The following is a 23,062-nucleotide window of genomic DNA, read 5'->3' as shown; positions in this document are numbered from 1 at the left end:
CTCCCACGCGGTGAGCCGCGCCCCGCCGGTACAGGAACTCCTCGTTGCGGCGCGCCGCCGCCAAAGCCCTGTTTGCCGTTGTTCACCACGCCATCGTCGACCGGAGTAGCCATCGCGATAGGACTCGACGTTCCGCGCGTGCGTGCGGCGAACACCTCGTCCTGCATCGAGGCCGGGACCTGGCCGACCATCCACATGGGAATCCGTACGCCGAAGCAGTACAGGCCAGCGACCCCGTCCGCCTTGCCCGGTTCCCCCTGCCACGGCGACCCACGTGTGGGTGTCTGCTTCAACCCTCCGTAGCGGTCGGCTGTCTGCTGCCGCTCGGCGCCGAGGCGGGTGCGTCTTCAGGAATGCGGTGTTGCCGCCAAGAGCGCACGATAAAGCCAGACCTGGTACCAGGCGATGCCACACTGACCATGTGAGCCCGCGTCGATCCGATCCCCATGCCCGCTCCGCTTTGATCGAAATCGCCGCTCGGCTGCTGGCCGAACGCGGCCCGCAAGCCCTGTCCACCCGGGGGCTCGCCGCGGAGGCAGGCAGCTCGACCATGGCGGTGTACACCCACTTCGGCGGAATGCGCGGCTTGGTACGGGAAATGGTGCATGAAGGGTTCGCTCGCCTGCACCAGCACATGACGTCCGTGGCCCACACCGACGATCCCGTGGCGGACATGGCGCTGCTCGGCCGGGCATACCGCGCCAACGCCTTGGCCAATCCCCATCTCTACGGGGTGATGTTCGGTGGTTCCATGCTGGCGGGTTTCTCGTTGAGCGAGGACGATCGGCAGCACGGGCGATACACGTTGCTGACGGTCGTCGAGTACGCGCAGCGGTGCATCGCGGCGGGGCGATTCAGGCAGGGGGATCCGGAGCTGGTCGCGCACCAGATGTGGACCGCGACCCATGGGCTGGTCACGCTGGAGCTCGGCGGATATCTCATCGAGCCGTGGTCCGCGCAACGCTGCTTCGAGGCTCAGTTGATCGGGCTGCTGGTCAGCGCGGGGGACGACGTCGAGCAGGCGACCAGATCGGTCGAGACGTCCGCGACGCGTCCTCTGTCCCCAGTGGACATACCTGCGCCGAGGGGCTGATCACGATCCATGACCGCAGCGACGAAGAAAGCCGTCCTGTCACGGCCGCGTAACCTTCGGTCATGGCGCCCAAACGGTCATACGAAGACGGGTGTGCCAGCGCACACGCGCTCGACGTGGTAGGTGAACGCTGGGCCCTGCTGGTGGTCCGGGAACTGCTGCTGGGTCCGAAACGGTTCACCGACCTGCGCGCGGGACTGCCGGGCATCAGCCCGAACGTCCTCACACAGCGGCTCGGTGAACTCCGGCAGGCGGGTGTGGTGGTGCGCCGCAGGCTTCCACCACCGATGTCCGTGCGGATCTACGAACTCACGCCGTGGGGCGAGGATCTACGGACCGTGATCACCGCGCTCGGTCGCTGGGGCCTCCGCTCACCCGCCTTGCCGACGCTGGCTCGTTCCCCATTGTCATGGGACTCCCGTGTCCTCTCGCTCTACGCGCTGTTCCGGTCGCGCGCCACGGCCGGCCGCTCGTTCACGGCTGTGGTTTCTCTGGCCGGAGCCGCTTTTACGATTCAGGTCGACGACTGCTTGCTCGATCTGCGGCGAGGGGCCGCGCCGGACCCGGACGTGACTCTGCACACCGACGACGAGATGTTCGAAGGCTTGCTCCGTGGAACTGTCCGGCTTGCCGATGCGGTAGCCGCCGGTCGCCTGCGAGTGTCCGGCGACCTCTCGGTCGCGGAGTTGCTACCGGCGGCCTTCCCGCTGACCTAGCTCAACTTGTCCTGCCCGCCGAACGCACCCGCGTGGAACACCAAGGCGTTGCCACCGTTGCCGCGGCTGCACTCCAGCACGCGGCCCAGGAAGATCGAGTGGTCACCACCTTCGTGCACATCGACGACATCGCATTCAAGCCACGCCAGCGCGCCACTGAGCAACGGAGCACCGGTGCACGTTCCCGGGCGCCACTGCACCGCGTCGAACTGCGCCATGCCCGCCGGGCGACCGCGGTCCGCGAAGTACCGCGCCACATGTGCTTGGTCCGCGCCGAGCACGGACACCGCGAAGCACCCATCGGCGAGGATCGCGGCATGCAACCGCGCGGCTTTGGCAACGCACACCAGCACGAGCGGTGGATCCAGTGATACCGAGGTGAACGCGTTGGCGGTCATACCGTGACACCGCTGCCCGCCCACGGTAACGATGGTTACGCCTGTGGCGAACTGTGCCATCGCCTCCCGCAACGACACTCGGACGGGCAACGACAGAACGTGGCCGTCCCCCGTATCCACGTCGGTCACTTCACCCTCCTACCAGTGCGCTGGCCGTCGCGTACGGTTCAAGCGCCAAGCGCAACTGTTCAGGCACTCGTGCCGGCACGGTGTTCATGTTCGGGCCACGCATGCAGGCGACTCGCTGCCGTCCGCGTGCCACCAGTGTTTCCATACCTTCGTGCAGACGGACGTAGTCGAAGCTGAACTGGATCTGGGTCTGGGTCAGCTCCTCCAGCCTCATCCGGATCGACAGTTCGTCGAACGCGGTGATCTCGGCGAAGAACTCGCACTCCACCTTCAAGGTGAACAGCTTCAAGTCCGCTTGCAACTCGGCGAGCACCGCAGGGGCCTTGTCACGGAGGAACAGCTCACGGCACCGGCCCTGCCAGCGCAGGTAGTTCACGTAGTAGACGTTGCCGACCAAGTTGGTCTCCTCGAAGCCGACTGTGTGGCGGATCTCGTAGTGCCCCGGCATCAGCGTTCCCTTTCTGCGAGGACGGCGAAGACCACGGGATCCTGCCGATCGTTGACGGTGGTCACCCAGGTGGCGATCTCCGTGTCACCCGCGGACAACACGACCCAGCCGTTCGACTGCACCGAGCCAAGGGTGAGCGCCTGCGTCGTCGCCCCAGCTTTGCGCAGGCATTCCAGCGCTGCCCACACGCGGGTGCCAGCCACGGCTACCTGCTCGCCAGTCTGCCGGACCAGCAAGTCCTGGACGGACACCTGTTCCTGGCCGAGCAGCCCCGCCCATTCGTCGTAGTCGATCACGGACTGCACGTCGCAGCCCATCCTGCCGGTGCCGGCGACAGCGAGCGTCAGCCCTGCGCCGTGTGAGACGGACACCTCGGCGCCGTCGACTTCCGGCTTGCCGTCGGGCCGGTGCCGGACGTGTGTCACACGTCCGAGCGCGCGCCCGACAGCCAGGTCGGTCTGCCGCTGCCGCTCGACAGGCACCGGGTCTGGCTCGACGACCACCGCGCGGCGTCCGCCCAGCACGCGTTCCACTCCGCGTTCCACATAGGACCCGAGCAAAGCCGGGACCCACGGTCCGGCGCCGTCACGTTTGCGCACCGCGCGCAGCTTCAGGCCCTCCCATCGCTCGACAAGCGCACCGGAGGGACCACGGATGTCGATGTCGTAGGTGTAGCTGTCGCCGTCCTGGTGGCGTTCGCGCGCATCCAGTAGCACGTGGTCACCGGCTTGAGCCGCCGGATCGGCCAGGACCAGTCGCTCGACACTCTCCGGCAACAACGTCGCATCCGGCACGCAGCATTGCAACGCGTGCATGGCTGTGTCACGGGCACCAGGGTCGGCGAGCAGTTGGTGCTGTGGCAGGAACGTCGCGAACCACGCGGCAGCGGGCTGGGTGGCCACCTCCGCGACGGCATGGCGGGCCGCGGCCTTGCGGTAGGCCAGCAACCGCTGAAAACGCTTGCCTTGGAACAGAACGGTTCCGTACAACTCGGTCACGGGATCGACCGGGACCGCGGGCAGTGCGGTGTCGACGGGTGCCACGTCCAGTGACAGGTCCGGCCGTCGGAACGTCAGCGTGGCGCGGAAGTGGTCGGCACCGAAAGCCGTCTCCTCGCTGCGGATGACGACCTCGACGACGCCGGGTGCCCGCACCAGGGCCGCGATCCGGATCGTGGTCGATCCACCCGGTCGGACGACGATCGGGCGGAGGAACTCGACGCCGGTGAGCACGGGTGGCCCGCCGGGCGCGGCCGACACGACCGACGCGGCCTGGGTCATGGCCTCCATTCCCAGCACGGCGGGGAACAGCAGGTCTCCGTCGAGCATGTGGTCGTCCAGGTACGGGTCACTGCCTGCGGTCAGGTCGGCCTCGGCGACAAGTTCGATGCCCGGATAGTGCACCAGGACACGGTCCACGAACCGCAACAGGGGGATCTCCCTGGCCGCCAGCGGCAGAGTCGGCAGCCCGCCGGTGCGCCCGCTGATCATCACCACCGGCCCGGCGGCCGGGTCGGCCAGCAGCCGGCGCAACATCGCGATACCTTCGTCGACTGAGATCGGCGTGATCCCCTCCCTGGACAGCGCCTCGACCACGCCGAGACGCTCCCCCATCCCGGCACCGGACCAGACCGACCATTCCAGCGCCAGCACCGTCGTTCGCGGATGGTTCCGGTGGAACTCCACAGTGAGCTCGGTCAACCAGTCGTTCGCGGTGGCGTAGTGCGCCTCGCCGCGCAGCCCGGCGCGCCCGATGATGCTGCCGAAGGTGATCAGCACGTTGATCCTGTCCGGATCCACGGCGGCGAGCATCGACCGCAGCCCATCGACCTTCGGCGCCAGCGCCTGGTGGAATGCCTCTTCGGTCAGATTCGACAGCGCGGCGGGCTCGTTGTGTCCCGCGCCGTGCATAATCGCCGTGATCGGCCCGAGCTCCGCCGCGAACTTCCCCACGGCTGTCGCGGTGTCGGCGGGCGACGTGACGTCCGCGCGCTCGTAGCGGTACCGCACACCGGCGGCGTCCAAGCGGGCCAGGTTGCCGGCCAGTTCCGAATCCAGCAGCGGATCGGCACGCCCGAGCAGGGCAAGCGACGCACCCGAATCCGCGGCGAGAGCGAGCGCGCATTCAGCTGTGATTCCTTTGCCGCCGCCGGAAACCAGGATGACGTCGCCGGCCGTGAGCGGCGACCGTCCTTCCGTGGTCTCCACCGGGGACAACACCGGCACCGTGCGACGGCCATCCAAGTCGAACCGGACTTCCGTGTAGCCCTGTGCTGCCGTCGCTTCAGCCACTACCGACGGGACCGCGGCAGGATCTTGCCTGGCCATCCGGATGACGGTGACCGCGACGTCCGGCGCCTCCAGGTGCACGGTCCGCGCAAGTCCCGCCGCGCCGATCGTCCCTTGCACGACCACGAAGCGCTCCGCCGACAATGCCTCCTTACCAGCGGCCAGCATCAGCCCGATGTGCGGCCGGGCGTCGTCGGGCAAGCACAAGAGGACGCCATCGCCGGGCAGCACCGAGCTCAACGCCTCCGCCATCGGGTGCCCGGCCGGAGCGAAGACCTGCCACTTCCCCGGTGGCCGCGGCGGCGAGACCGGCGGTGGCGACTCGACGTATTCGTGGCGGAACGAGCGCACCCACGCGGCCACTCCGGGGGCTTCGCCGCCCCTGCCGTCTGTGTCGTGTGCGGTCTCGGCAAGCTCGTCGATCAGCTCGGCGAGCTCGCCCAGGCGCACCGTGGCGAAGTTCGGCACAGCCGTCAGTGCCGGCCGACCAAGCTCGCGGGTGACCTCGTTGACGATCTGGCCAACGGTGATGGAGCTCAGGTGCAGGTCGTCGAGTGGATGCGTGTCAGCGCGGACCGCGTCGAGCGGAAGCTCCACGCGTTCAGCGGCCCGGCGGCGGAGGATGTCCAGCGTCGAGCCACCCTCGGCCACGGGTTGACCGGCCGTCTCCGGTTCGACGGGCGTGGCTGTGACCAGGTCCGCGTCGATCGCGGGTGCGGTCTCACAGGGGCTGGCGAGGAACGACATCTGAGCGTCCAGCGACAACGACCGGATCACCCGGCCTGCCAGCAGCGCATCGGTGTTCAGCGGTACACCGGCGGCGAACGCGGCTCCGGCGACCCGCAACAACGGTGCGATGGAGGCGTTGCCGGAATCGGTGGGCAGCACCGGTGTGCCGGGTGCGATCTCCTGCATCAGCCCCGACAGCACCCGTCCTGGACCGACTTCGATGACCAGATCGGCGTCCTGGCACGCCCGCTTGGCGGCCTCGTGGAACCGGACCGGCAACAGCACCTGGTCACGCAGCAGTACGCACAGGTCGGTCGTCGGGTCGAGGACGTCGGCGGTCACCGTGGACACGACCGGCCGGGCCAGCGGCCGGAAGTCTATTGTGGCCAGTGGACCGGTCATCCCCACCGCGGCCGGTTCGACAAGCGGCGAATGGAACGCATGGGACACCCCGATCCGTGTCGCTGTCATGCCCTGCGTGCGCGCCTTGGCACAGACGCGGTCCACCGCGTCGATCGGTCCCGAAATGACGGTCTGGCTGGGTGCGTTGTATCCGGCTATCACCACCGGCTCGCCGAGCACGAGCCTTTCGACGTCATCCGGTCCCGCCGCGAGCCCGGCCATCGTTCCGCCGCCGTGGCTGGCCTCGGCCATCACCTGGCCACGGATCTGTGCGAGCCGGAGCACCTGAGTGGTGCTCATGGCTCCGCCCCAATGCAATGCCGTGAGCTCACCGAGACTGTGCCCGACGGCCGTGTCCGCCTCGATCCCCAACAGGTTCAGCACCTTCGCCGCAGCGAGCGACCCGGCGACAATGCTCGGCTGGGCGACCTCGGTGGCGACCTGGTCGGCGCTGTCGGGCACGCCGGCCGTCCTGATCATCTGGTCGGCGACCGCGAACCGGCGGCGCAGCGCACCGCTCATGCCACAGCCAGAGCCCTGTCCAGGGAACAGGAACGCGATCTTCGGCGCCGCGCTTCCGGTGCCGATGAAAACGCCGTCGCCGAAGTACGTGGTGGTGCCGCCGTCGACCAGGTCACGCAATGTGCTCAGCTTCGCCGCGGCCTGCTCCGGATCACGGGCCACCACCGCCGCACGAACCGGCCGCCTGGCCAGCAGTCCGGCCAGCGTGCCGGAAAGGTCGGCCAGTTCCGCGAAGGCCAGTTTGCGGGTCAGCGCGAGCGCCGCGTCGATCCGTTCGAGTAGTGCTGCGGCGTCCTGCCCGTCGAACAGCAGCAACTCGGCCTGCTGGCGGCCGGCCACCACGGCCTTGGTGCGGTCGTCCACGACAAGTTGCCGCGCCACCCCGCTCGCCTGCTCGATGGCGATGTGCGTGTTGATTCCACCGAAGCCCATCGCGGACACGCCGGCCCGTACCGGCTGGTCCATCGGCCATGGCTCAGCCTGGTCGGGTACGTAGAGCGCGGGCGATCCGTCCAGCAGGGCCGGATGCGGGTCCTGTTGTCCCGTGCCCGGCGGAATGACCTGGTTGTGCACGGCAAGCACAGCCTTGATCAGGCCCGCGACCCCCGCGGCCGCCTTGGTGTGCCCGAAGTTGCCCTTGATGGTTCCCAGCGCGGCGGGGCGCGCCGAGGGATCAGCAGCTCGCCTCGCTGAGGCCAGCACGCCGATCTCCGTCGCGTCGCCGAGTGCGGTACCGGTCCCATGTCCCTCGAAGTAGGACACGGTCTGCACTCCGTAGCCCGCCCGTTCGTACGCGCGGGCAATCGCCAGCCGGTGGCCGTCCGCCTCTGGCCGAGTGATGCTTCCCTTGCCGTCAGAGGAGATTCCCCACCCGGTGACGGTGGCGTATATGCGGGCGCCTATGGCCAGCGCGTCCTTTTCCCGCATGAGTACGACGATGCCCGCGCCCTCACCCGGCCAGAACCCGTTGGAGTCCTTGTCGTAGACCTTCATCTCGCCGGTCGCCAACGCACCGGTCTTGGCGAATCCGATCACCTCGAACGGGTCGATCGACAGATCGACACCACCGGCCAACACGACGTCCAGATCGCCGCTGGCGAGGGCGTTCGCCGCGGTGGCCACCGACAGGAGCGAGGACGAGCACGCGCCGTCCACGGTGTACCCGCCGCCGCCGAGGTCGTAGTGGTTGCAGAGTCGGCCGGCGATCGTGTTGGCCAGCCCACCGGCCAGCGAGTCCTCGCCGATCGGCGGGAACGGGGACTTGTAGCGGATCTCCATGTCCCGGAGGAACTCCGCGGTCTCCGTGTCGCTCCATCCCTTCTCCGCCAACGCCGCGGCCATCGTCCTGCGGACGTAGGGCCAGCGCAACCGCATGGTGTTGGCCCGGGAGAATTCACCGGCGAGGCTGTTGCCGATCACGACCCCGGTGGTAGGTCCCGGCAACCCCGTGCCGTCGGGAAAACCGGCGTCGGCCAATGCCCGGTCCGCCACGTCCAGCGCCAGCCAGTGCGTCGCGTCAGTCGATCGGTACGTGCTGCCCGCGATCCGGAACCGCACCCGGTCGAATTCCCAGTCCCGCAGTACCGCCGCTTTCGTGGAATAGAAGCGATCCGGCGCCGACGGGTTCGGGTCATAGTAGTCGGCGTGGTTCATCCGCTCGTCGGGCAGGCGCCGGAACGCTCGACGACCGGCCAGGACGTTGTCCCACAGCTCGTGCACCGAAGTCGCGTCAGGGTAGCGCAGGCCGATGCCGACCAGTGCGATCCGAGTGCCCCCCATGAACGTTCCACCTCTCCACGACATACATGTCCGCACACCACATTCGAGGCAGATTTCACCGGAAATCAAACCCGTTGAGTGCCGCCAATATGCGAGTGTGCCGCATCAGCGCCGAAGTGAGCTTCTCCAGAGATGCCATTTCAGCCGCCAAGAAGCGGGAAATAGCATAACGGTGTGATTCCCAGGAATTCCATGGAGCTGTTATGTCGAAACATTTCAGCAGGTGAGCGCCGAGCGCGGCCACTCCACCGTCACCGACCGATACGGCGTGTGATCACGGTCGGCCGTTCGCGGGACAGGTTCTCGATGAGTGCGCTCTTTGCCGTCGAGGGCACTGACCCCATCGGGATCACTGCTAACTTGCGATCGCGCGGAACGGAGGCTGCGCCACACACCCACCCGTTCCGCACTGAGGCGAGGAGCCGAGATGACGCATGGCGCAACTCCGGCCAAGGTCGCGGAGGCCGGGCCGGTCACGGCCATCACCTTGACCAACGGGCATTTCCCGCGTGGGCACGGACCGGGGTTCCCGCTCAGCTCGACCGCCGGTTTCCCGCGCGCCGTCGTCTTCTCGGCCGAGTTCGCCGACTCCACCATCGGCGATCCGCTGGTCGGCACTTTGCTCGGCCACAACGCCGAAGTCACCCCGTCCTGGCGTTGTTCACCGGCGGTTGGCTGTGTACCGCTGCCGCGGCATTGATCACGGTCGGCGTCTTCACGTTCCCGTACTGGATGTCCGGCCGCCGGAGCGCCGCGGGCTGACCCCGTGGTACCCGACCGCACCATGGGCGCAACCACTGGAGGACTTCATGCCGACCACTCTCGGCTCACTGCGCAGGCTCGTGCTCAGTCCGTCACTGGAGTCAGCCACGTTCGAGCGGCGTGGTTTCCCGGCCCTGCCCGGCGCGACCGCCGAACACCTGGAGGCCATTCCGCAGGCGGTCATCTGCGGGTTCGAGTGGGGTATCGACACCCGGTCGCAGTGGGAGCTCGAACGGAGGCTCTCGCTGGTCACGCCGGAGCACATCGGGTTCGCGTACGAAGGCGCCACCATGGCGTGCACCGTCCTCGACGCGATGCGCGGCGGCCGTGGCCACAAGACCCGTGACCTGCTGTCCGGGCCTGGTCAGCCGCACATCTTCCTGGCGTACATCGGCATCGGCTTCGCGATGGCACGGCTGCCGCGTCCATTGTGGAAGAGAGTCGTCCCTGACCTGACCACATCCGCGTACCACCCCGTGATGAGCTGGCTCGCCGTGGATGGCTACGGCTTCGATCGCGCGTACTTCGAGACACGCAAATGGGTCGATGAGCAGAAGGTGCCCGCCGCCTACCCCTGGCGCGACCGGCCCGAGTACTTCCACCGTGCCGTCGACCAGGGCATAGGACGTGCGCTGTGGTTCATCCATGGCGGTCTACCTGACGGTGTCGCGAACGCGGTCGGCGAGTTCGCTCCCGGCAGGCACGCTGATCTGTGGAGCGGTGCGGGGCTGGCGGCGACGTTCGCCGGCGGTGCCGACGCGGACGGCCTGCGCGCGCTGCGGAAGCTTGCCGGTGATCACCGAGCCCAGCTCGCCCTCGGCATGGTGTTCGCCGTGAAGGCGCGCAGTCACGCGGGATTCATCCCCGACCACTCGGCCGCGGCGGCGCGGATACTGGGTGACCTGAGCGTGTCGTCCGCGGTGCGCCTCGCCGACGACACGGCCACCGCGGAGAAACCCGGCACCCCCGACCCCGCATACGAACTCTGGCGGCGCGCGATTGCCGCCCATTTCTCCGCACTGCCCGCCTGAACGTCCTGAACGTCCTGAAAAACAACCAGTCAATCCGACAACCGAACCACCTACTGCCTCATGGCAGCGCACATCAGCACGGCCGAAGTAGCCCGTCCGGCACTTCGGCTGTGAAGATCTTCCTTAGCCGCGAACAGCTCGGCGCCAACATTAAAAATAGATGGAGGCGAGCACTTTGACTCATTTCTGGCGTTCCCTGAGACGGCGCGTCCTGACGCCAGACGCCTCAGCAACCCTGCTGGAGGTGCGAGGGTTCCACATCAAGAACCCCGCCGCACAGCAGCTGCTCGAGACGGTCGGCGAGATGTTCCTGACCGGCTATGGGTTCGCGGCGGAGGCCAAGGACGTCGCCATGGCCGAGACCAACCTGGAAACCATCCCCGAACAATTCCGAGGGTTCGCGTACGAGGGCGCCGCGATGGGCTACTGCGTGCGGGACGGCATACCGTTTGGCAGCAACAAGAACTTCTCCCGTTTCCTTTCCGGTCGTGCGGAGAAACACGACTACATGTCGTACATCGGAATGGGATGGGCCATGGCCAGGTTGCCGAGGTTTCGCTGGCCGACCAGCACCGGAATCGACCCGCTGATGGTGTGGATGGTGTTGGACGGCTACGGATTCCACCAGGCGTACTTCAAAACTGACCGCTACGTCCACGAGCAGTACCGGGCGGCCCAGTTCCGATGGCCCACCGACGGCCCGCAGTGGTACGCCAACCACGCCATCGACCAGGGTGTGGGGCGCGCGTTGTGGTTCGTCGGCGGCACCGACCCGGAAGTGGTCGCGTCGTTAATCGGCAAGTTCGACGAAGAGCGCCGCAGCGACCTGTTCGCCGGTGCCGGGCTGGCAGCCACCTACGCGGGCGGCGCGGACGCGACCGAACTGCGCATGTTCCGGGACCTTGCCGGCCCGTATCAGCCCCAGCTCGCGCAGGGCGCGGCGTTCGCCGCCGAGGCTCGGTTGCGGGCCGGTCTGGTCGTGCCCCACACCGCCGTGGCCACTGAGGTTTTCTGCGGCACGAGCCCGGAAAAGGCCGCCCAGATCACCCGGGACACGCGCCCGGACCGGGTCACGACGGGCAAGCTGCCCGCCTTCGAGGTCTGGCGGCGCCGGGTCGCCGGAGAGTTCGTTTCACTGGGAAGGAGTTGAACCTATGAGCAGGCTCCGCAAGCAACTGCCTGGTCTGCTGGCGATAGTCGCGATCGTGGCCACGTTCCTGGTCGCCCGCCCGCCCGGGCCATCGGCCGCGGAAACCGCGTCGCTGGCAGGCGGCCACAAGTTCACCGCCATGTCGATCGAGCTGCCCAGCGGGTTCCGGCAGCAGGAGATCCGGAAGGTCAACAAGGACTACAAGCACATCGACGCCTGGATCTCGTCCGTCGGCGCCGCGATCGCGATGAACGACCTGGACGGCGACGGGCTGTCCAACGACCTGTGCATCACCGACCCGCGAATCGATCAGGTCGTGGTCAGCCCGGCCCCTGGCAAGTCGGCAGGCCGGTACTCGTCGTTCGCGCTGTCAACCGGGTCGCTCCCGATGAATCCGTATATCGCGCCGATGGGTTGCCTTCCCGGCGACTTCAACGAAGACGGCCGCACCGACCTGATGGTGTACTACTGGGGCCGCACCCCGATCCTGTTCCTGGCACGTGCGGACGCGGACGGCATCACACAGCGCACCTACGTTCCCACCGAGCTCGTGCCCGGCAAGAGCACCGGCACCTACGATGGTCCACAGTGGAACTCGAACGCGGTCGCGTACGACGACTTCGACGGTGACGGTCACTACGACATCCTGATCACGAACTACTTCCCGGACGGGCCGGTGCTCAACGACACCGTCAGCGGCGGGGTCGAGATGAACTACTCGATGTCGGACGCGCAGAACGGTGGACCGGATCACTTCTTCCTGTTCCGCGACGGCTCGGCCGGTGCCGCCCCGACCGCGTCGTTCCAGCAGGTCAGCGACGCCCTGCCGGAGAAGGTGTCCAAGGGCTGGGAACTGTCCGCTGGTGCCAACGACCTGGACGGCGACGGACTGCCCGAGTTGTATCTGGGCAACGACTTCGGCCCCGACCGGTTGCTGTACAACCAGTCCACGCCCGGCAAGCTGAAGTTCGCGATCGCCGAGGACACCCGGTCAGCCGTCCGGCCCAAGTCCAAGCAGATGGGCCTCGACTCGTTCAAGGGCATGGGCGTCGACTTCGGCGACCTGAACGGCGATGGCCTGTACGACATGTTCGTCAGCAACATCACCACCTCATGGGGTATCGAGGAGAGCAACTTCCACTACCTGTCCGACGCGGAGAACCAGGCCGATCTGGGTAACTCGCTCCGCGAGGGGCGCGCGCCGTTCAAGGACGACAGCGGGAAACTGGGCACCGCCTGGTCCGGCTGGGGCTGGGACGTCAAGCTCGCCGACTTCACCAACAGCGGGGAACTCGCCATCGCGCAGGCGACCGGTTTCGTGAAGGGCCAGGTCAACCGATGGCCGCAGCTTCAGGAGCTGGCTACGGCGAACGACCAGCTCCTGGCCAACCCGTTCTGGTGGCCCAATGTCACCAAGGGCGACGACATCGCCGGAAACCAGCGACTGCACCTGTTCGTCAAGAAGGAGGACGGAAGGTACGCCGACATCGCGGGCGCGCTGGGCATCGACGTGCCCGTGCCGACCCGTGGCGTGGCCACCGGCGACATCGACGGCGACGGCAAGCTGGACTTCGCGGTGGCCCGTCAGTGGGACCAGCCCGCCTTCTACTCCAACGAATCCACTGGCACGGGGTCGTTCATCGGCCTGCGGCTCACCCACGACGTGCCCTCCGCCGAAGGGCCGATGCCCGCTCCTGGTTCGGCGGTCGTCGGCGCCCAGGCCACCGTGACCACATCGGACGGACGGAAACACATCGCGAGGGTGGACGGCGGCAGTGGCCACTCGGGCAAGCGCAGCAACGAGATCCACATCGGACTCGGCCATCAGGTCGACGGCCCGGTCCAGGTGCAGCTCGAATGGCGCGATCGCACCGGGCAGCTACGCCAGCAGACCATGCAGCTGACGACGGGCTGGCACAACCTGCGGCTCGGCACCCAGGCCAAGGAGAAGTAACATGCCAGACACAGTGACGGCCGCTCAGGCCAAGGCGAACGGCGCGCCACGGCACGATCCGAAGGTCACCATCGCCCTGCGCAACTTCGCAATCTCCATCACGGTGTTCAACATCGTCGGATACACGCTGCTGGGTTTCGAACAGCCGTGGCTATGGCCGTTCATCGCACTGTTCACCGGATACACCACGGAGATCGTGCTGGAGTGGGTCGGCGCCAAGGTCGAGCGCCGGGCGCCGCGGTTCCTGGGCAACGGCAAGCGCGGAATGATCGAGTTCCTGTACCCCGCGCACATCACCAGCCTCGCGCTGAACATGTTGATCTACGTCAACGATCAGCTGTGGGCACTCATCTTCGGTGTGATCGTCGCGGTCGGTGCCAAGTGGATCCTGCGGGCCCCGGTGCGCGGCCGGTTGCGGCACTACATGAACCCGTCGAACTTCGGGATCACCGTGATCCTGCTGGTGTTCCCCTGGGCCAGTATCGCGCCGCCGTACCACTTCACCGAGCACATCAGCGGCTGGGTGGACTGGCTCATCCCGGCGATCATCATCGTCGGCGGTACGATGATCAACGGCAAGCTGACCGGCCGGATGCCACTGCTCCTCGGCTGGGTGAGCGTCTTCGCACTTCAGGCCATCGTGCGGGGCATCCTGTTCGACACGTCCATCTCCGCCGCACTGGGCATGATGACCGGCGTCGCGTTCATCCTGTTCACCAACTACATGATCACCGACCCGGGCACCACTCCGGCCAAGCCGGCCGCTCAGTTCCTGTTCGGCGGGGGCGTCGCGGCGATGTACGGGGTGCTCATGGTCGCGCACATCGCATACGGCATCTTCCTCGCGACCGCGCTCGTGTGCCTGATCCGCGGCATGTTCCTGTGGGGCCTGCACGTCACCAACAAGGCCAGGGAACAGCACGAACTCACGCTCCGGGCCGCGGGTGCCCTGCCCGACGCCGGGCAACTGCCCGCGCCCGCGACCAATGCGACCACCGGGGGCAACCACGACGACAAGGTTGTGCGGACATGACTGCCGACTTGGTGGCGGACCAAGCACACCGGACACCGCCAGGTCCGTCCCGTGCGAGGATGTTCAGCCTGCTGCGCAAGCTGGTAGGCGACCGGCTCGCCCTGATGTCGGAAGCCGCGGATCACGGTGACGCGGTGAAGGTGTCGATCGGTCCCAAGACGCTGTACGTGTTCAACCACCCCGACCATGCCAAGCACGTCCTGGCCGACAACAGCGCGAACTACCACAAGGGAATCGGGCTCAAGCAGGCCAAGCGTGTCCTCGGCGACGGCCTGCTGACCAGCGAGGGCGCGTTGTGGCGCGAGCAGCGGCGCGTCATCCAGCCAGTGTTCCAGCACAAGAGAGTCGCCGCGCAGGCCGCGGTCGTGGCCGACGAGGCGGCCAAACTGATCGGCAGGCTGCGTGCGCACGCCGGTGGCGATCCGGTCAACCTGCTGGACGAGATGACCGGGCTGACGCTCGGTGTGCTCGGCCGTTCCCTGCTCGAAACCGATCTCACGGCGTTCGACACGATCGGCCACTCCTTCGAAGCCGTCCAGGACCAGGCGATGTTCGAGATGGTCACGCTGGGCATGGTGCCGACGTGGTTACCGCTGCCCAAACAGGTGCGGTTCCGCAAGGCACGCGACCAGCTCAACCAGATCGTGGACCGGCTGGTGGCCGAGCACAGGTCCGTGACCGGTGAGGACGTGTTGTCCCGGTTGATCGCTTCGGCGAAAGCGGAAACCGATCCCCGTACCGGTGTCCGGCGGACGCGGGACGAGCTGATCACCCTGCTGCTGGCCGGGCACGAGACCACGGCCAGCACACTGGGCTGGACCTGCCACCTGCTGTCCCAGCATCCCGAAGCCGCCGAGCGGATCCGGGCCGAGGCAGTCGCCGTGCTCGGCGACCGGCAGCCGGAGTACGCGGACTTGCGGAAACTCACCTACACCACGATGGTCGTCCAGGAGGTCATGCGGCTCTACCCGCCGGTGTGGATTCTCCCGCGTGAAGCACAGGCGGCCGACACGGTCGGCGGGTACGAGGTCCCCGCCGGTTCGGACGTGCTGATCTGTCCGTACACCCTGCACCGGCATCCGGACTTCTGGGTCGATCCCGAGCGGTTCGATCCCGAGCGGTTCGCGGCGGCCGACACCGGCGACCGGCCGCGGTACGCGTACCTGCCGTTCGGCGCAGGGCCGAGGTTCTGTGTCGGCAGCAACCTCGGGATGATGGAGGCGGTGTTCGTGACCGCCATGCTCAGCCGTGAGCTGAAGCTGTCCACAGTAGCCGGATATGAGGTCGTCGCCGAGCCGATGCTGTCGCTGCGGATACGCGGCGGCCTGCCGATGACCGTCCGCACGGTGTCCGAGAAGGAGGACTGATGGCACACCTGAACACCGCCCGCACACTGACTCTCGAGGCGTTCGCCGACACCATCATCCCCGGTGAGAAACGATTCGACGACGACGTCGCGATAGCGGGCGCGGCACCGGGTCCCGGTGCTGTCGCCGCTGGTGCGATGGAGTTGCTCCAGACACCGGCCACCGGCGTCACGGCAGGTCTGGAACACTTGGCGGACGCACTGAACGGGCACGCCCAGGCATATGCCACAGAACTCGGCATCACACTGCGGCAGCCGGTACCTCCGTTCGTCGAACTGTCCTTCGCCGACCGGACCGCGCTCGTGCAGCGGCTGCTCACGCCGGGGCATCCAGAGAAGGAGGGGTGGGTTCTCCTGGCGCTGTTCAGCAACATGGCCTATGACAGCGCAGCGCACATGCACACCACCGACGCGATCGCCGCGGGGCACCCCGGCTTGCTGGCGATGGGATTCAGCAAGCCGGATGTCGATGGCCTGTGGCGGTTCCGCGAGCATTCCTACGGCAGGCCGCTGGCCAGGCGGCATCCGGACACGACCCCCTCAGGGAGCCCGGCATGATCGAATCAACCGATGTTCTCGTCATCGGCAGCGGCTTCGGAGGCGCGATCACTGCCTATCACCTGGCTGCCGGCGGCGCGAATGTGGTGGTTCTCGAACGCGGGCCATGGTTGGCAGGCGCCGACTTCGAACACGACTACCTGCTCGGTTCGTCCTATACCAGGGTGTTCGACTTCGTCGCGGGCGACGGCATGAGCGTGCTGTCGGGAAACTGCGTCGGCGGCGGCAGCGTCGTGTACTTCGCGGCGTTGCCGCGTGCGCCCCGGTTCGTGTTCGAGCGACAAGGCAGCATCGGCCGTCGGATGTGGCCGGCGTCGATCAGCCGGGAGACGCTAGATCCTTGGTACGACCGCGTTTCCGAGTCCCTCCAGGTCGAGCAGCAGACCTGGGACGACGTGAGCTACGCGGGCGGCCTGTGGGCGGCGGCGTGCGACCACGCCGGCCGGACCGCGAACCCCGTACCGGTCGGTATCGACCGCGCCAAGTGCACGAACTGCAACTGGATGATGGCGGGCTGCCGCTTCGACGCCAAACGGTCACTGTTGTTCAACTATCTGCCCGCGGCGTTGTCACACGGTGCGCAGATCCGGCCGTTGCACGAGGTGCAACGCATTTCCCGTACTGACACGGGCTACCGGGTGCACTACAACCTCGTGGACGAGGAGGACTACCGGATCCACCACGGCGGTGGCGAGATCGACGCGGCGATCGTGGTCCTCGCCGCGGGCGCGGGCGCCACCCCCGTCATCCTGCAACGGTCCGCCGAGCAACTCGGCCCGATGCCCGACGCTGTCGGTCGGTACTTCTCGGGGAACGGGGAACGGCTCAACACCGCGGTTGTCAACGAGCAACGGGTCCGTGAAGTCCTCGGGCTCAGCCGCGGCGATGGGCTGGCGTACGAGGCGAACCAGATCGGCAAGGGCCCGATGGTCGCCAACTGGGACCGGCTGGACGGCTCGCTGCCCGAGTACTCCCGCTTTTCCCTTGAGCAGCTGTACTTCCCGCCCGGCCTCGGCACGATCCTCGCACAGGCCGCCGACGCCACCGGCCCGACCTGGTTCGGCGTGGACAAGAAGGAAATGCTCGCACGGTGGAAATCGTGGTTGATCATCTTCCAGATGACGGAGGACGACAACGAGGGTGTTTTCGGCCCGCCCCCGCCCACTGGCAACGCGTATCGGATATCCCAGCAGATGCTGGGCAGGGGATCGTTGCGGTACGACCCGACGCCGAACACATTGCGTGGCTGGGCGGAGGCAGACGCCGAGGTCAAGGACATCCTCGAACGGGACGGCCTGGCGAAGGTCACTCCATGGACAAACGACGTCGTCGGCGCGTACACCGTGCACCCGCTGGCGTCGTGCCGGATCGGCGACGACCCGAAGACGTCCGCTTTGGACGACCGGCACGAGCTGCGTGGCCACCCGGGCATCTTCGTCACCGACGGCTCGGCCGTGCCCGGCGCGCTGACGGTGAACCCGGCTCTCACCATCTCGGCGCTGGCCGAGCGCGCCATTCCCGGGATTGTCGCGGCGGCCCGCGAACGCGGCGTCAATGTGGAGTATGACGGAACGTTGCCAGTCAGCAGCACCAAGACCGGAGCCTTGTCATGACCGCACATGTCCAGTCGCCCGGATTGACGGCCAGGCTCAACAGCACCAGTCACAGGGCAGGGTTGTACGTCTTCGGGTTCATCGTACTCGCGCACTGGGCCGAGCACATCGTCCAGGCCATCCAGGTGTTCGTACTCGACTGGCCGCGGCCGGAGGCGGGCGGTGTGCTGGGCCTGGTCTTCCCGTGGCTGGTCACGTCGGAATGGTTGCACTACAGCTACGCGATCGTGATGCTCATCGGCTTCTGGGTGCTGCGTCACGGATTCACCGGGCGCGCCAAGAAGTGGTGGAAAATCGCGTTGTGGATCCAGGTCTGGCATCACCTGGAGCATCTGCTGTTGCTGTTGCAGGCGTTGACCGGCTCCAACCTGATGGGCAACCCGGTTCCGACGAGCGTCGCCCAGCTGTTGTTCCCGCGGATCGAGCTTCACCTGTTCTACAACGCCATTGTGTTCGCTCCTATGGTTGTCGCGATGCTGTATCACATGAGGCCAAGCGCGAGTGAGCGGGCCGCCATGAAGTGCTCCTGCAAACGGCCGGCGTAAATCCTTGCCGTCGCTCATGCGGGCGTTCCTGGCGGATGCGAGCCGGACAGGCCGCTGCGGTATCCAGCTCACCGCAGCGGCCTTCCGCATCGATTGATGCGACGTCACGGCGTCGATGCTGAGCGCGTGACTTCCTGGGCGAGCTGCCGCAGTTCGGCGGTGCACATCATCAGTCTGCGGGCCGGAAGGTGCTGCACATAGTGTCGTGATCGACCTCAACACCGGTCGTGATCTGGGCGGCGTCGCCCGAGCGAAGGTCGAGCAGCCGCATGATCAGGCGTTGGCCGGGCAGGAGTTCCTTCACCATCGAGCACAGCTCCGAGGCGATGGCGGCGCCGTAGCGCTCGGCTTCGCCAATTCCTGCCCGCAGCGAGTCGATCGGGCTCAGGTTCGCGCCGAAGCAGACGAACTCCTCCCGGACGAAGAAACTGTCCACCTGCTCGACGCGCGGTGCGAGAGCGTTGGTCGACTGGATGTCCGTCGAGTCCGTGACGACCACGCAGATCGATTCGATGTCGTCGAAGGTGGCGGACGAGGGTTTCGCCGACCGCGGCGCGGGTCCGGCCGCACCGAGGACAACCGACTCACGATCCAGCCGGATGGTGACCTCAGGCCAACCCGGAACTAGGCCTGCACGGCGCCCGATGGCTAATTGAGGAGAGCCACTACCCGCACGCGTTCCAGGAACTGCGCGCTCGACCTCCAGCGGCTCCCGGGCGAACTGGAGCAGACGGACCGCCGTGGCGGTGCCGCCCAGGCCCGCTCCGACGATGACCACCCTGGGAAACCTGCCGTCGAATCGCACCTGTGTCACCCCTGTTCTGTCTCGCGCACCGCGTACGCAGGTAACAGTGCCGACCTGCCACGGATGTGCGACAGGGGGTCGTCATGGGGCCACCCTGGCACAACGGCCTGACAGTGCGCAGCCCGGAAGGTGTGTGCCGCCTGATCCCTGCCGCAGTCTTGGGCACACACCCATGGAGGAGCCGATGGCACACATCGATCTGGACGACACCCTGCCGGGATCAGAGGGCTGTTCAAGTTCCGTCCCGAGACGGCCGAGCCGCTGACCGCGCTGGCGGAGGTCCTGCTGCGGGAAGCCAACTCCCTGACCCGCGGCGAACGCGAGACGATCGCGACCGAAGTCTCCCGCGGCAACGGCTGCACGTTCTGCGCCAACTCGCACGGAGCCATCGCCGCGGTCGAACTGGGTGCTTCCGTGGACGACGCACCTCGATCGCCCGAGCTGACCACGCTACTCGGAATCACCCCACAGGTCCGGGAAAGCGGTTCCTCGGTCAGCGCGGATGCCGTCGCCGCCGCCAAGGCCGCCGAAGCGTCCGATGTCGAGATTCATGACACTGTGCTGATTGCCGGCGCCTATGTCCCGATCGCGGAAAACATTGTCAAGAACGGATACACCGCCGAGACACGGTGGCGGGGCAGCCGGGGGCTCGGCAGCAGCACGGTGGCTGCTGCCCGGCGGGATAGCTCGGCAGTGGAACGGTCCCGGATGGCCACGGCCATCACGGCGAGAGGAGTCGCATGCTGACAGCAGGAGCTTGTCTCCATGTCCTGTGGCCCAACAGCGACGAGCGCGACGCCATGCGGTGTTCGTACGCGCGATCGGCGGTGTGAGGGCGGTGGGCCATGACCATGTGGTGACTGTGCCGTTCAATATCGGACCGCTCTTGCTACGGGTCGCCGTGCTCGTGGCCGTATGCACAGTCACGGCGTTCGGAATGGTCAGAGCCTTCCTGCCGCAGTACGGACGCAGAGAAGCCGCGCTCGTCGCGGGCACGGCTTCCGCCGCCATCCTGCTGGAGCTCATGCTGGCGACCCGGGTCAGCTTGCCTTCCCAGGTCGTTGTTCTGTTGCTGTTCGCCACGGCGATGCCTGTCTGGCTGATCCTGGCTCGGGACAACGTCACACTCGTGCGCCTGCGAAACTCGGCACCGTGGGTGGCCTCGGTGACAGCCGTGGCCGCGCTCGGGGTGTTCGCCCACGCGTCGTTCACCTCGTCGGTGACCACGTCGCAGACCGGCGTTCTTGCGGCCCTCGCCGGGTTGTCATGGTTCGCCGCGTGCCGGGCGCCCAACATCGTGTCGCGAGTGCTGGTAGGTCTACTGGCTGTCGCCGCGCTCGGCGCGACCGCGCACCTAACCGTGTCGCGCATGGAACCTGCCGGCGGACAGGAGAACGTTGCCCATGACCGCCACGAGTGCCGCGCCTTCGATGTCGTCATCGTCCCGGAGCACGGCCGCCTCCAAGCCGGCGAGCCGGACACATGCCGCGACGTGAGGTTCCAGCAGATCGAGCAGATCGCCGCGGTCAAGATCGAGGATGGTCGTCACATAGGCGATGAGAGCCTGTCGCATCGCTGTGCAGCCGGCACGGTCAAGACCGTGCTCGGTCATCATCCGGCCGACATGGTCCCGCGCGGCCGCCCATGACTCCCTGTCCAGGCCGGGCGGTTCAGCTTCGGGATCCCGGCGGGACCTGCCACGAACACCGCGTGTTCCGCCGTCGACAATGGAGAGAATCCCCTTCACGTCGGCGATCGGTAGTCCGCCGAGGTCGGCGAGTGCGCTGATCAACCGCAGCCGCGGACATGACCGTGGTCGTACCATGCCCGGTTGACGCTCGTCCGGCGTCCGGGCGCGAGCATGCCTTCCCTGAGGTAATACTTGATCGTCGGGATCGGCACGCCGGTCGCCCTGGCCAGTTCCGACACCTTCATCGGTGCTCCCATCATCAACCGCAGCATCGCCGACCAGATGCGGCCGGGACAGTCGCGATCGTGCTGTCCTGCCGGCTCCGCCACGCACGGCGGGAAAAGACCGCGGCCGTGACTTGCTGGAACCTGGTGACCGCGGATCTGCGCAGCGACGGTCGACGAAATGCCCGGCGGAGGTGCTCACTCCGTAGCATTCCGAGAAATCTTGTTAGTCCCGGTCGATGCGATCGACGAATCTTGCCCGACAGGAACTTCGGCCTTTGCGTCAACATCGACTCGATGGCCGAGATGAATGCGGGGAACCGTAGGGGCGTCTCCGACGCTCGTCGACCACGCGTGCACACGTCTTCTACATGAACGACCTGGCCGCAGGTTCCTGCACGACCACGCGCGCGGCCGGGAGGCGGTCCGGCTCGCGTTGAGCACCGGCCTGCTGACCGACGTCCAGGTGCCGGCCCTGGAGTTTCCGCTGGTAGGCGTGGTACCACAGGGCAGGCTGACCCTCCACGGCCGCGAGCTCAGGACGTCGGCCCGACCAGGTCCGGTCACACTCGAGACCACGGAGCTTCTCCTCGCCTTCCTTCTCGCCAGGCAACGCGTTCAACAGCCGGCCATAAAAATACGGAGCGTGATCGCCGCCTACCGGAGCGCCTTGTGCCCCCAAATCGCCCCTGGTAGTCTCGTAAAGGGTTTACGGCGAGAGGGGGGCAGGTCGACGGGCCACCACTGGTGGCCTATAGCGAAACAGTCACGGGTACCACCGCCGGGCGTACGGCGAACAGAGTATCAACGTTCGCCCAGAACCGGCAGACGATAATCAGGCTCGCTTCTAGGTTATTTCTGACGGCTGGGGTTCAGCTCGCGCACAGTCCTCACGCCGAGCTGTGCGGGGATGCTGGGGAGAGCTGATGGGCATTATCGAGGAAGCCTTGGTCCGGGTCGTCGAGTCCATGCGGAACAATCTCAGCGACCAGTTGACGATCGACGACATGGCCAGAACCGCCATGCTCAGCAAGTTCCACTTCTCGCGGGTCTTCCAGCGGGTCACCGGCCTGTCACCAGGGCGTTTCCTCTCGGCGGTGCGGCTACAGGAGGCCAAGCGGCTGCTGATCACCACCGACCTGAGCGTGACCGAGATCAGCCATCAGGTCGGCTACGCCAGCGTCGGCACGTTCAGTTCGCGCTTCCGCAGCAGCGTCGGCGTCTCGCCGAGCATGTTCCGGCAAATGGGCGGTTTCACCGAACAGTTGTGCCCGGACCAGCGATCCACTGACACGGACAAGTACGCCACCGCTCACGGCCATGTCCGGGCACCGGAGAACGAGCGCCCCGGCCTGATATTCGCCGGTTTGTTCCGGGATCGGCTTCCGCACGGAAGGCCGGTTCGGTGCACCATTCTTCGCAGGCCCGGCCGATACACCCTTGAGCACGTCCCGCCGGGTGAATGGTATTTACTCACACATTCCGTCGCGGCCGATCGAAACGAAGTACTGCGGCCGTACGACACCGAACCCGGACTGTTCGTCGGCTCGACCGGGCCGATCACCGTAAAACCAGGGCAATCGGTCACGCTTCCCGATATCCGACTGCGCCCGGCCCGCTCCCTTGATCCGCCGGTATTGCTCGCTCTTGTCGATCTGCGCACCAACGCACTTCACGACCGAATGGGTTGAAACACAGTGGAGCGGCCCCTGACCTGACAGCGGGCCTGGGGCCTCCGGCCGGGCGGGCGGAATGCACCGTCATCGGCAGCCCGTAGGAATTCGCAGCGACAACATCGGTTCAGCGGCCACCTGATGGCCAGGCTCT

Annotated in this window: 20 protein-coding genes and 1 pseudogene; 15 read left to right on the top strand and 6 right to left on the bottom strand. The window is 66.9% G+C overall.

What is annotated here, in order from left to right:
- Window positions 1-421: 421 nt before the first annotated feature.
- Complete coding sequence (locus ALI22I_RS15110; RefSeq protein ID WP_077006118.1) at window positions 422-1,093, top strand: TetR/AcrR family transcriptional regulator; 672 nt, start codon at window positions 422-424, stop codon at window positions 1,091-1,093.
- A gap of 62 nt (window positions 1,094-1,155) precedes the next feature.
- Window positions 1,156-1,809: a winged helix-turn-helix transcriptional regulator gene (locus ALI22I_RS15105; protein WP_077006117.1), complete on the top strand. Its 654-nt coding sequence runs from the start codon at window positions 1,156-1,158 to the stop codon at window positions 1,807-1,809.
- Here the strand turns inward: ALI22I_RS15105 and ALI22I_RS15100 are convergent.
- The 3 genes from ALI22I_RS15100 to ALI22I_RS15090 all read right to left on the bottom strand — a co-directional run bounded on the left by ALI22I_RS15100 (window position 1,806) and on the right by ALI22I_RS15090 (window position 8,504).
- A complete protein-coding gene (locus ALI22I_RS15100; RefSeq protein ID WP_077006143.1) occupies window positions 1,806-2,267 on the bottom strand; it encodes a flavin reductase family protein in 462 nt (153 codons plus the stop codon). The genes ALI22I_RS15105 and ALI22I_RS15100 overlap by 4 nt on opposite strands.
- A gap of 70 nt (window positions 2,268-2,337) precedes the next feature.
- On the bottom strand, window positions 2,338-2,784 hold the full coding sequence (locus ALI22I_RS15095; protein WP_077006116.1) for an acyl-CoA thioesterase: 447 nt from the start codon (window positions 2,782-2,784) through the stop codon (window positions 2,338-2,340).
- Complete coding sequence (locus ALI22I_RS15090) at window positions 2,784-8,504, bottom strand: type I polyketide synthase (protein ID WP_077006115.1); 5,721 nt, start codon at window positions 8,502-8,504, stop codon at window positions 2,784-2,786. Before ALI22I_RS15090 ends, ALI22I_RS15095 begins: the two co-directional genes overlap by 1 nt.
- 427 nt (window positions 8,505-8,931) lie before the next feature.
- Here ALI22I_RS15090 and ALI22I_RS47750 point away from each other — a divergent pair, with 427 nt between their 5' ends.
- The 9 genes from ALI22I_RS47750 to ALI22I_RS15050 all read left to right on the top strand — a co-directional run bounded on the left by ALI22I_RS47750 (window position 8,932) and on the right by ALI22I_RS15050 (window position 18,516).
- Window positions 8,932-9,204, top strand: a complete 273-nt coding sequence (locus ALI22I_RS47750; protein WP_083751738.1) for a hypothetical protein — start codon at window positions 8,932-8,934, stop codon at window positions 9,202-9,204.
- A gap of 109 nt (window positions 9,205-9,313) precedes the next feature.
- Window positions 9,314-10,297 carry a DUF1702 family protein gene (locus tag ALI22I_RS15085; RefSeq protein WP_083751737.1) on the top strand — a complete coding sequence of 328 codons (984 nt, stop codon included), beginning with the start codon at window positions 9,314-9,316 and terminating at the stop codon, window positions 10,295-10,297.
- 160 nt (window positions 10,298-10,457) lie between these two features.
- Window positions 10,458-11,447: a DUF1702 family protein gene (locus tag ALI22I_RS15080; RefSeq protein ID WP_077006114.1), complete on the top strand. Its 990-nt coding sequence runs from the start codon at window positions 10,458-10,460 to the stop codon at window positions 11,445-11,447.
- Between the two features lie 4 nt (window positions 11,448-11,451).
- Window positions 11,452-13,401, top strand: a complete 1,950-nt coding sequence (locus ALI22I_RS15075; protein WP_077006113.1) for a CRTAC1 family protein — start codon at window positions 11,452-11,454, stop codon at window positions 13,399-13,401.
- Between the two features lies 1 nt (window position 13,402).
- Entirely contained in the window at window positions 13,403-14,434 is a 1,032-nt protein-coding gene (locus tag ALI22I_RS15070; RefSeq protein WP_077006112.1) for an enediyne biosynthesis protein, read from the top strand.
- The gene (locus ALI22I_RS15065) at window positions 14,431-15,801 is read left to right on the top strand and encodes a cytochrome P450 (RefSeq protein ID WP_077006111.1); all 1,371 of its coding nucleotides are present in this window, start codon (window positions 14,431-14,433) and stop codon (window positions 15,799-15,801) included. Before ALI22I_RS15070 ends, ALI22I_RS15065 begins: the two co-directional genes overlap by 4 nt.
- Window positions 15,801-16,358: a DUF5987 family protein gene (locus ALI22I_RS15060; protein WP_077006110.1), complete on the top strand. Its 558-nt coding sequence runs from the start codon at window positions 15,801-15,803 to the stop codon at window positions 16,356-16,358. The genes ALI22I_RS15065 and ALI22I_RS15060 overlap by 1 nt, the downstream gene beginning before the upstream one ends.
- Window positions 16,355-17,971, top strand: coding sequence for an FAD-dependent oxidoreductase (locus ALI22I_RS15055; protein WP_077006109.1), 1,617 nt, complete (start codon window positions 16,355-16,357; stop codon window positions 17,969-17,971). Before ALI22I_RS15060 ends, ALI22I_RS15055 begins: the two co-directional genes overlap by 4 nt.
- Window positions 17,968-18,516 (top strand): hypothetical protein, encoded by a 549-nt coding sequence (locus ALI22I_RS15050; RefSeq protein ID WP_077006108.1) that lies wholly within the window; start codon window positions 17,968-17,970, stop codon window positions 18,514-18,516. Before ALI22I_RS15055 ends, ALI22I_RS15050 begins: the two co-directional genes overlap by 4 nt.
- A gap of 169 nt (window positions 18,517-18,685) precedes the next feature.
- On the opposite strand, the gene ALI22I_RS47745 is transcribed toward ALI22I_RS15050, so the two are convergent.
- Complete coding sequence (locus tag ALI22I_RS47745) at window positions 18,686-19,321, bottom strand: hypothetical protein (protein ID WP_143532212.1); 636 nt, start codon at window positions 19,319-19,321, stop codon at window positions 18,686-18,688.
- 147 nt (window positions 19,322-19,468) lie between these two features.
- Here ALI22I_RS47745 and ALI22I_RS55115 point away from each other — a divergent pair.
- The 3 genes and pseudogenes from ALI22I_RS55115 to ALI22I_RS15035 form a co-directional block, all read left to right on the top strand.
- Window positions 19,469-19,684, top strand: a pseudogene (locus ALI22I_RS55115) (hypothetical protein); the annotation flags it as partial.
- Between the two features lie 51 nt (window positions 19,685-19,735).
- Entirely contained in the window at window positions 19,736-20,068 is a 333-nt protein-coding gene (locus ALI22I_RS53665) for a hypothetical protein (protein WP_077006106.1), read from the top strand.
- Window positions 20,069-20,126: 58 nt separating this feature from the next.
- Window positions 20,127-20,969, top strand: coding sequence for a DUF6239 family natural product biosynthesis protein (locus ALI22I_RS15035; protein ID WP_077006105.1), 843 nt, complete (start codon window positions 20,127-20,129; stop codon window positions 20,967-20,969).
- Window positions 20,970-21,109: 140 nt separating this feature from the next.
- Here ALI22I_RS15035 and ALI22I_RS15030 read toward each other — a convergent pair whose 3' ends face one another.
- Window positions 21,110-21,340 (bottom strand): MerR family transcriptional regulator, encoded by a 231-nt coding sequence (locus ALI22I_RS15030; protein WP_143532210.1) that lies wholly within the window; start codon window positions 21,338-21,340, stop codon window positions 21,110-21,112.
- A gap of 262 nt (window positions 21,341-21,602) precedes the next feature.
- The gene (locus ALI22I_RS15025) at window positions 21,603-21,857 is read right to left on the bottom strand and encodes a hypothetical protein (RefSeq protein WP_077006104.1); all 255 of its coding nucleotides are present in this window, start codon (window positions 21,855-21,857) and stop codon (window positions 21,603-21,605) included.
- A gap of 304 nt (window positions 21,858-22,161) precedes the next feature.
- Between ALI22I_RS15025 and ALI22I_RS15020 the strand changes: the two genes are divergently transcribed.
- Window positions 22,162-22,926: a helix-turn-helix domain-containing protein gene (locus tag ALI22I_RS15020; protein ID WP_077006103.1), complete on the top strand. Its 765-nt coding sequence runs from the start codon at window positions 22,162-22,164 to the stop codon at window positions 22,924-22,926.
- Window positions 22,927-23,062 lie beyond the last annotated feature (136 nt).

The organism is Saccharothrix sp. ALI-22-I (genome assembly GCF_001984175.1).
In the GTDB taxonomy this organism is placed as follows: Bacteria; Actinomycetota; Actinomycetes; order Mycobacteriales; family Pseudonocardiaceae; genus Actinosynnema.
This window is presented reverse-complemented; position numbering and strand designations above follow the sequence as displayed.

Coding starts and splice junctions, on each gene's coding strand:
- ALI22I_RS15105 (WP_077006117.1), top strand. CDS start 1,156: ATGGCGCCCAAACGGTCATACGAAGACGGGTGTGCCAGCGCACACGCG.
- ALI22I_RS15100 (WP_077006143.1), bottom strand. CDS start 2,267: ATGGCACAGTTCGCCACAGGCGTAACCATCGTTACCGTGGGCGGGCAG.
- ALI22I_RS15095 (WP_077006116.1), bottom strand. CDS start 2,784: ATGCCGGGGCACTACGAGATCCGCCACACAGTCGGCTTCGAGGAGACC.
- ALI22I_RS15090 (WP_077006115.1), bottom strand. CDS start 8,504: ATGGGGGGCACTCGGATCGCACTGGTCGGCATCGGCCTGCGCTACCCT.
- ALI22I_RS47750 (WP_083751738.1), top strand. CDS start 8,932: ATGACGCATGGCGCAACTCCGGCCAAGGTCGCGGAGGCCGGGCCGGTC.
- ALI22I_RS15085 (WP_083751737.1), top strand. CDS start 9,314: ATGCCGACCACTCTCGGCTCACTGCGCAGGCTCGTGCTCAGTCCGTCA.
- ALI22I_RS15080 (WP_077006114.1), top strand. CDS start 10,458: ATGGAGGCGAGCACTTTGACTCATTTCTGGCGTTCCCTGAGACGGCGC.
- ALI22I_RS15075 (WP_077006113.1), top strand. CDS start 11,452: ATGAGCAGGCTCCGCAAGCAACTGCCTGGTCTGCTGGCGATAGTCGCG.
- ALI22I_RS15070 (WP_077006112.1), top strand. CDS start 13,403: ATGCCAGACACAGTGACGGCCGCTCAGGCCAAGGCGAACGGCGCGCCA.
- ALI22I_RS15065 (WP_077006111.1), top strand. CDS start 14,431: ATGACTGCCGACTTGGTGGCGGACCAAGCACACCGGACACCGCCAGGT.
- ALI22I_RS15060 (WP_077006110.1), top strand. CDS start 15,801: ATGGCACACCTGAACACCGCCCGCACACTGACTCTCGAGGCGTTCGCC.
- ALI22I_RS15055 (WP_077006109.1), top strand. CDS start 16,355: ATGATCGAATCAACCGATGTTCTCGTCATCGGCAGCGGCTTCGGAGGC.
- ALI22I_RS15050 (WP_077006108.1), top strand. CDS start 17,968: ATGACCGCACATGTCCAGTCGCCCGGATTGACGGCCAGGCTCAACAGC.
- ALI22I_RS15020 (WP_077006103.1), top strand. CDS start 22,162: ATGGGCATTATCGAGGAAGCCTTGGTCCGGGTCGTCGAGTCCATGCGG.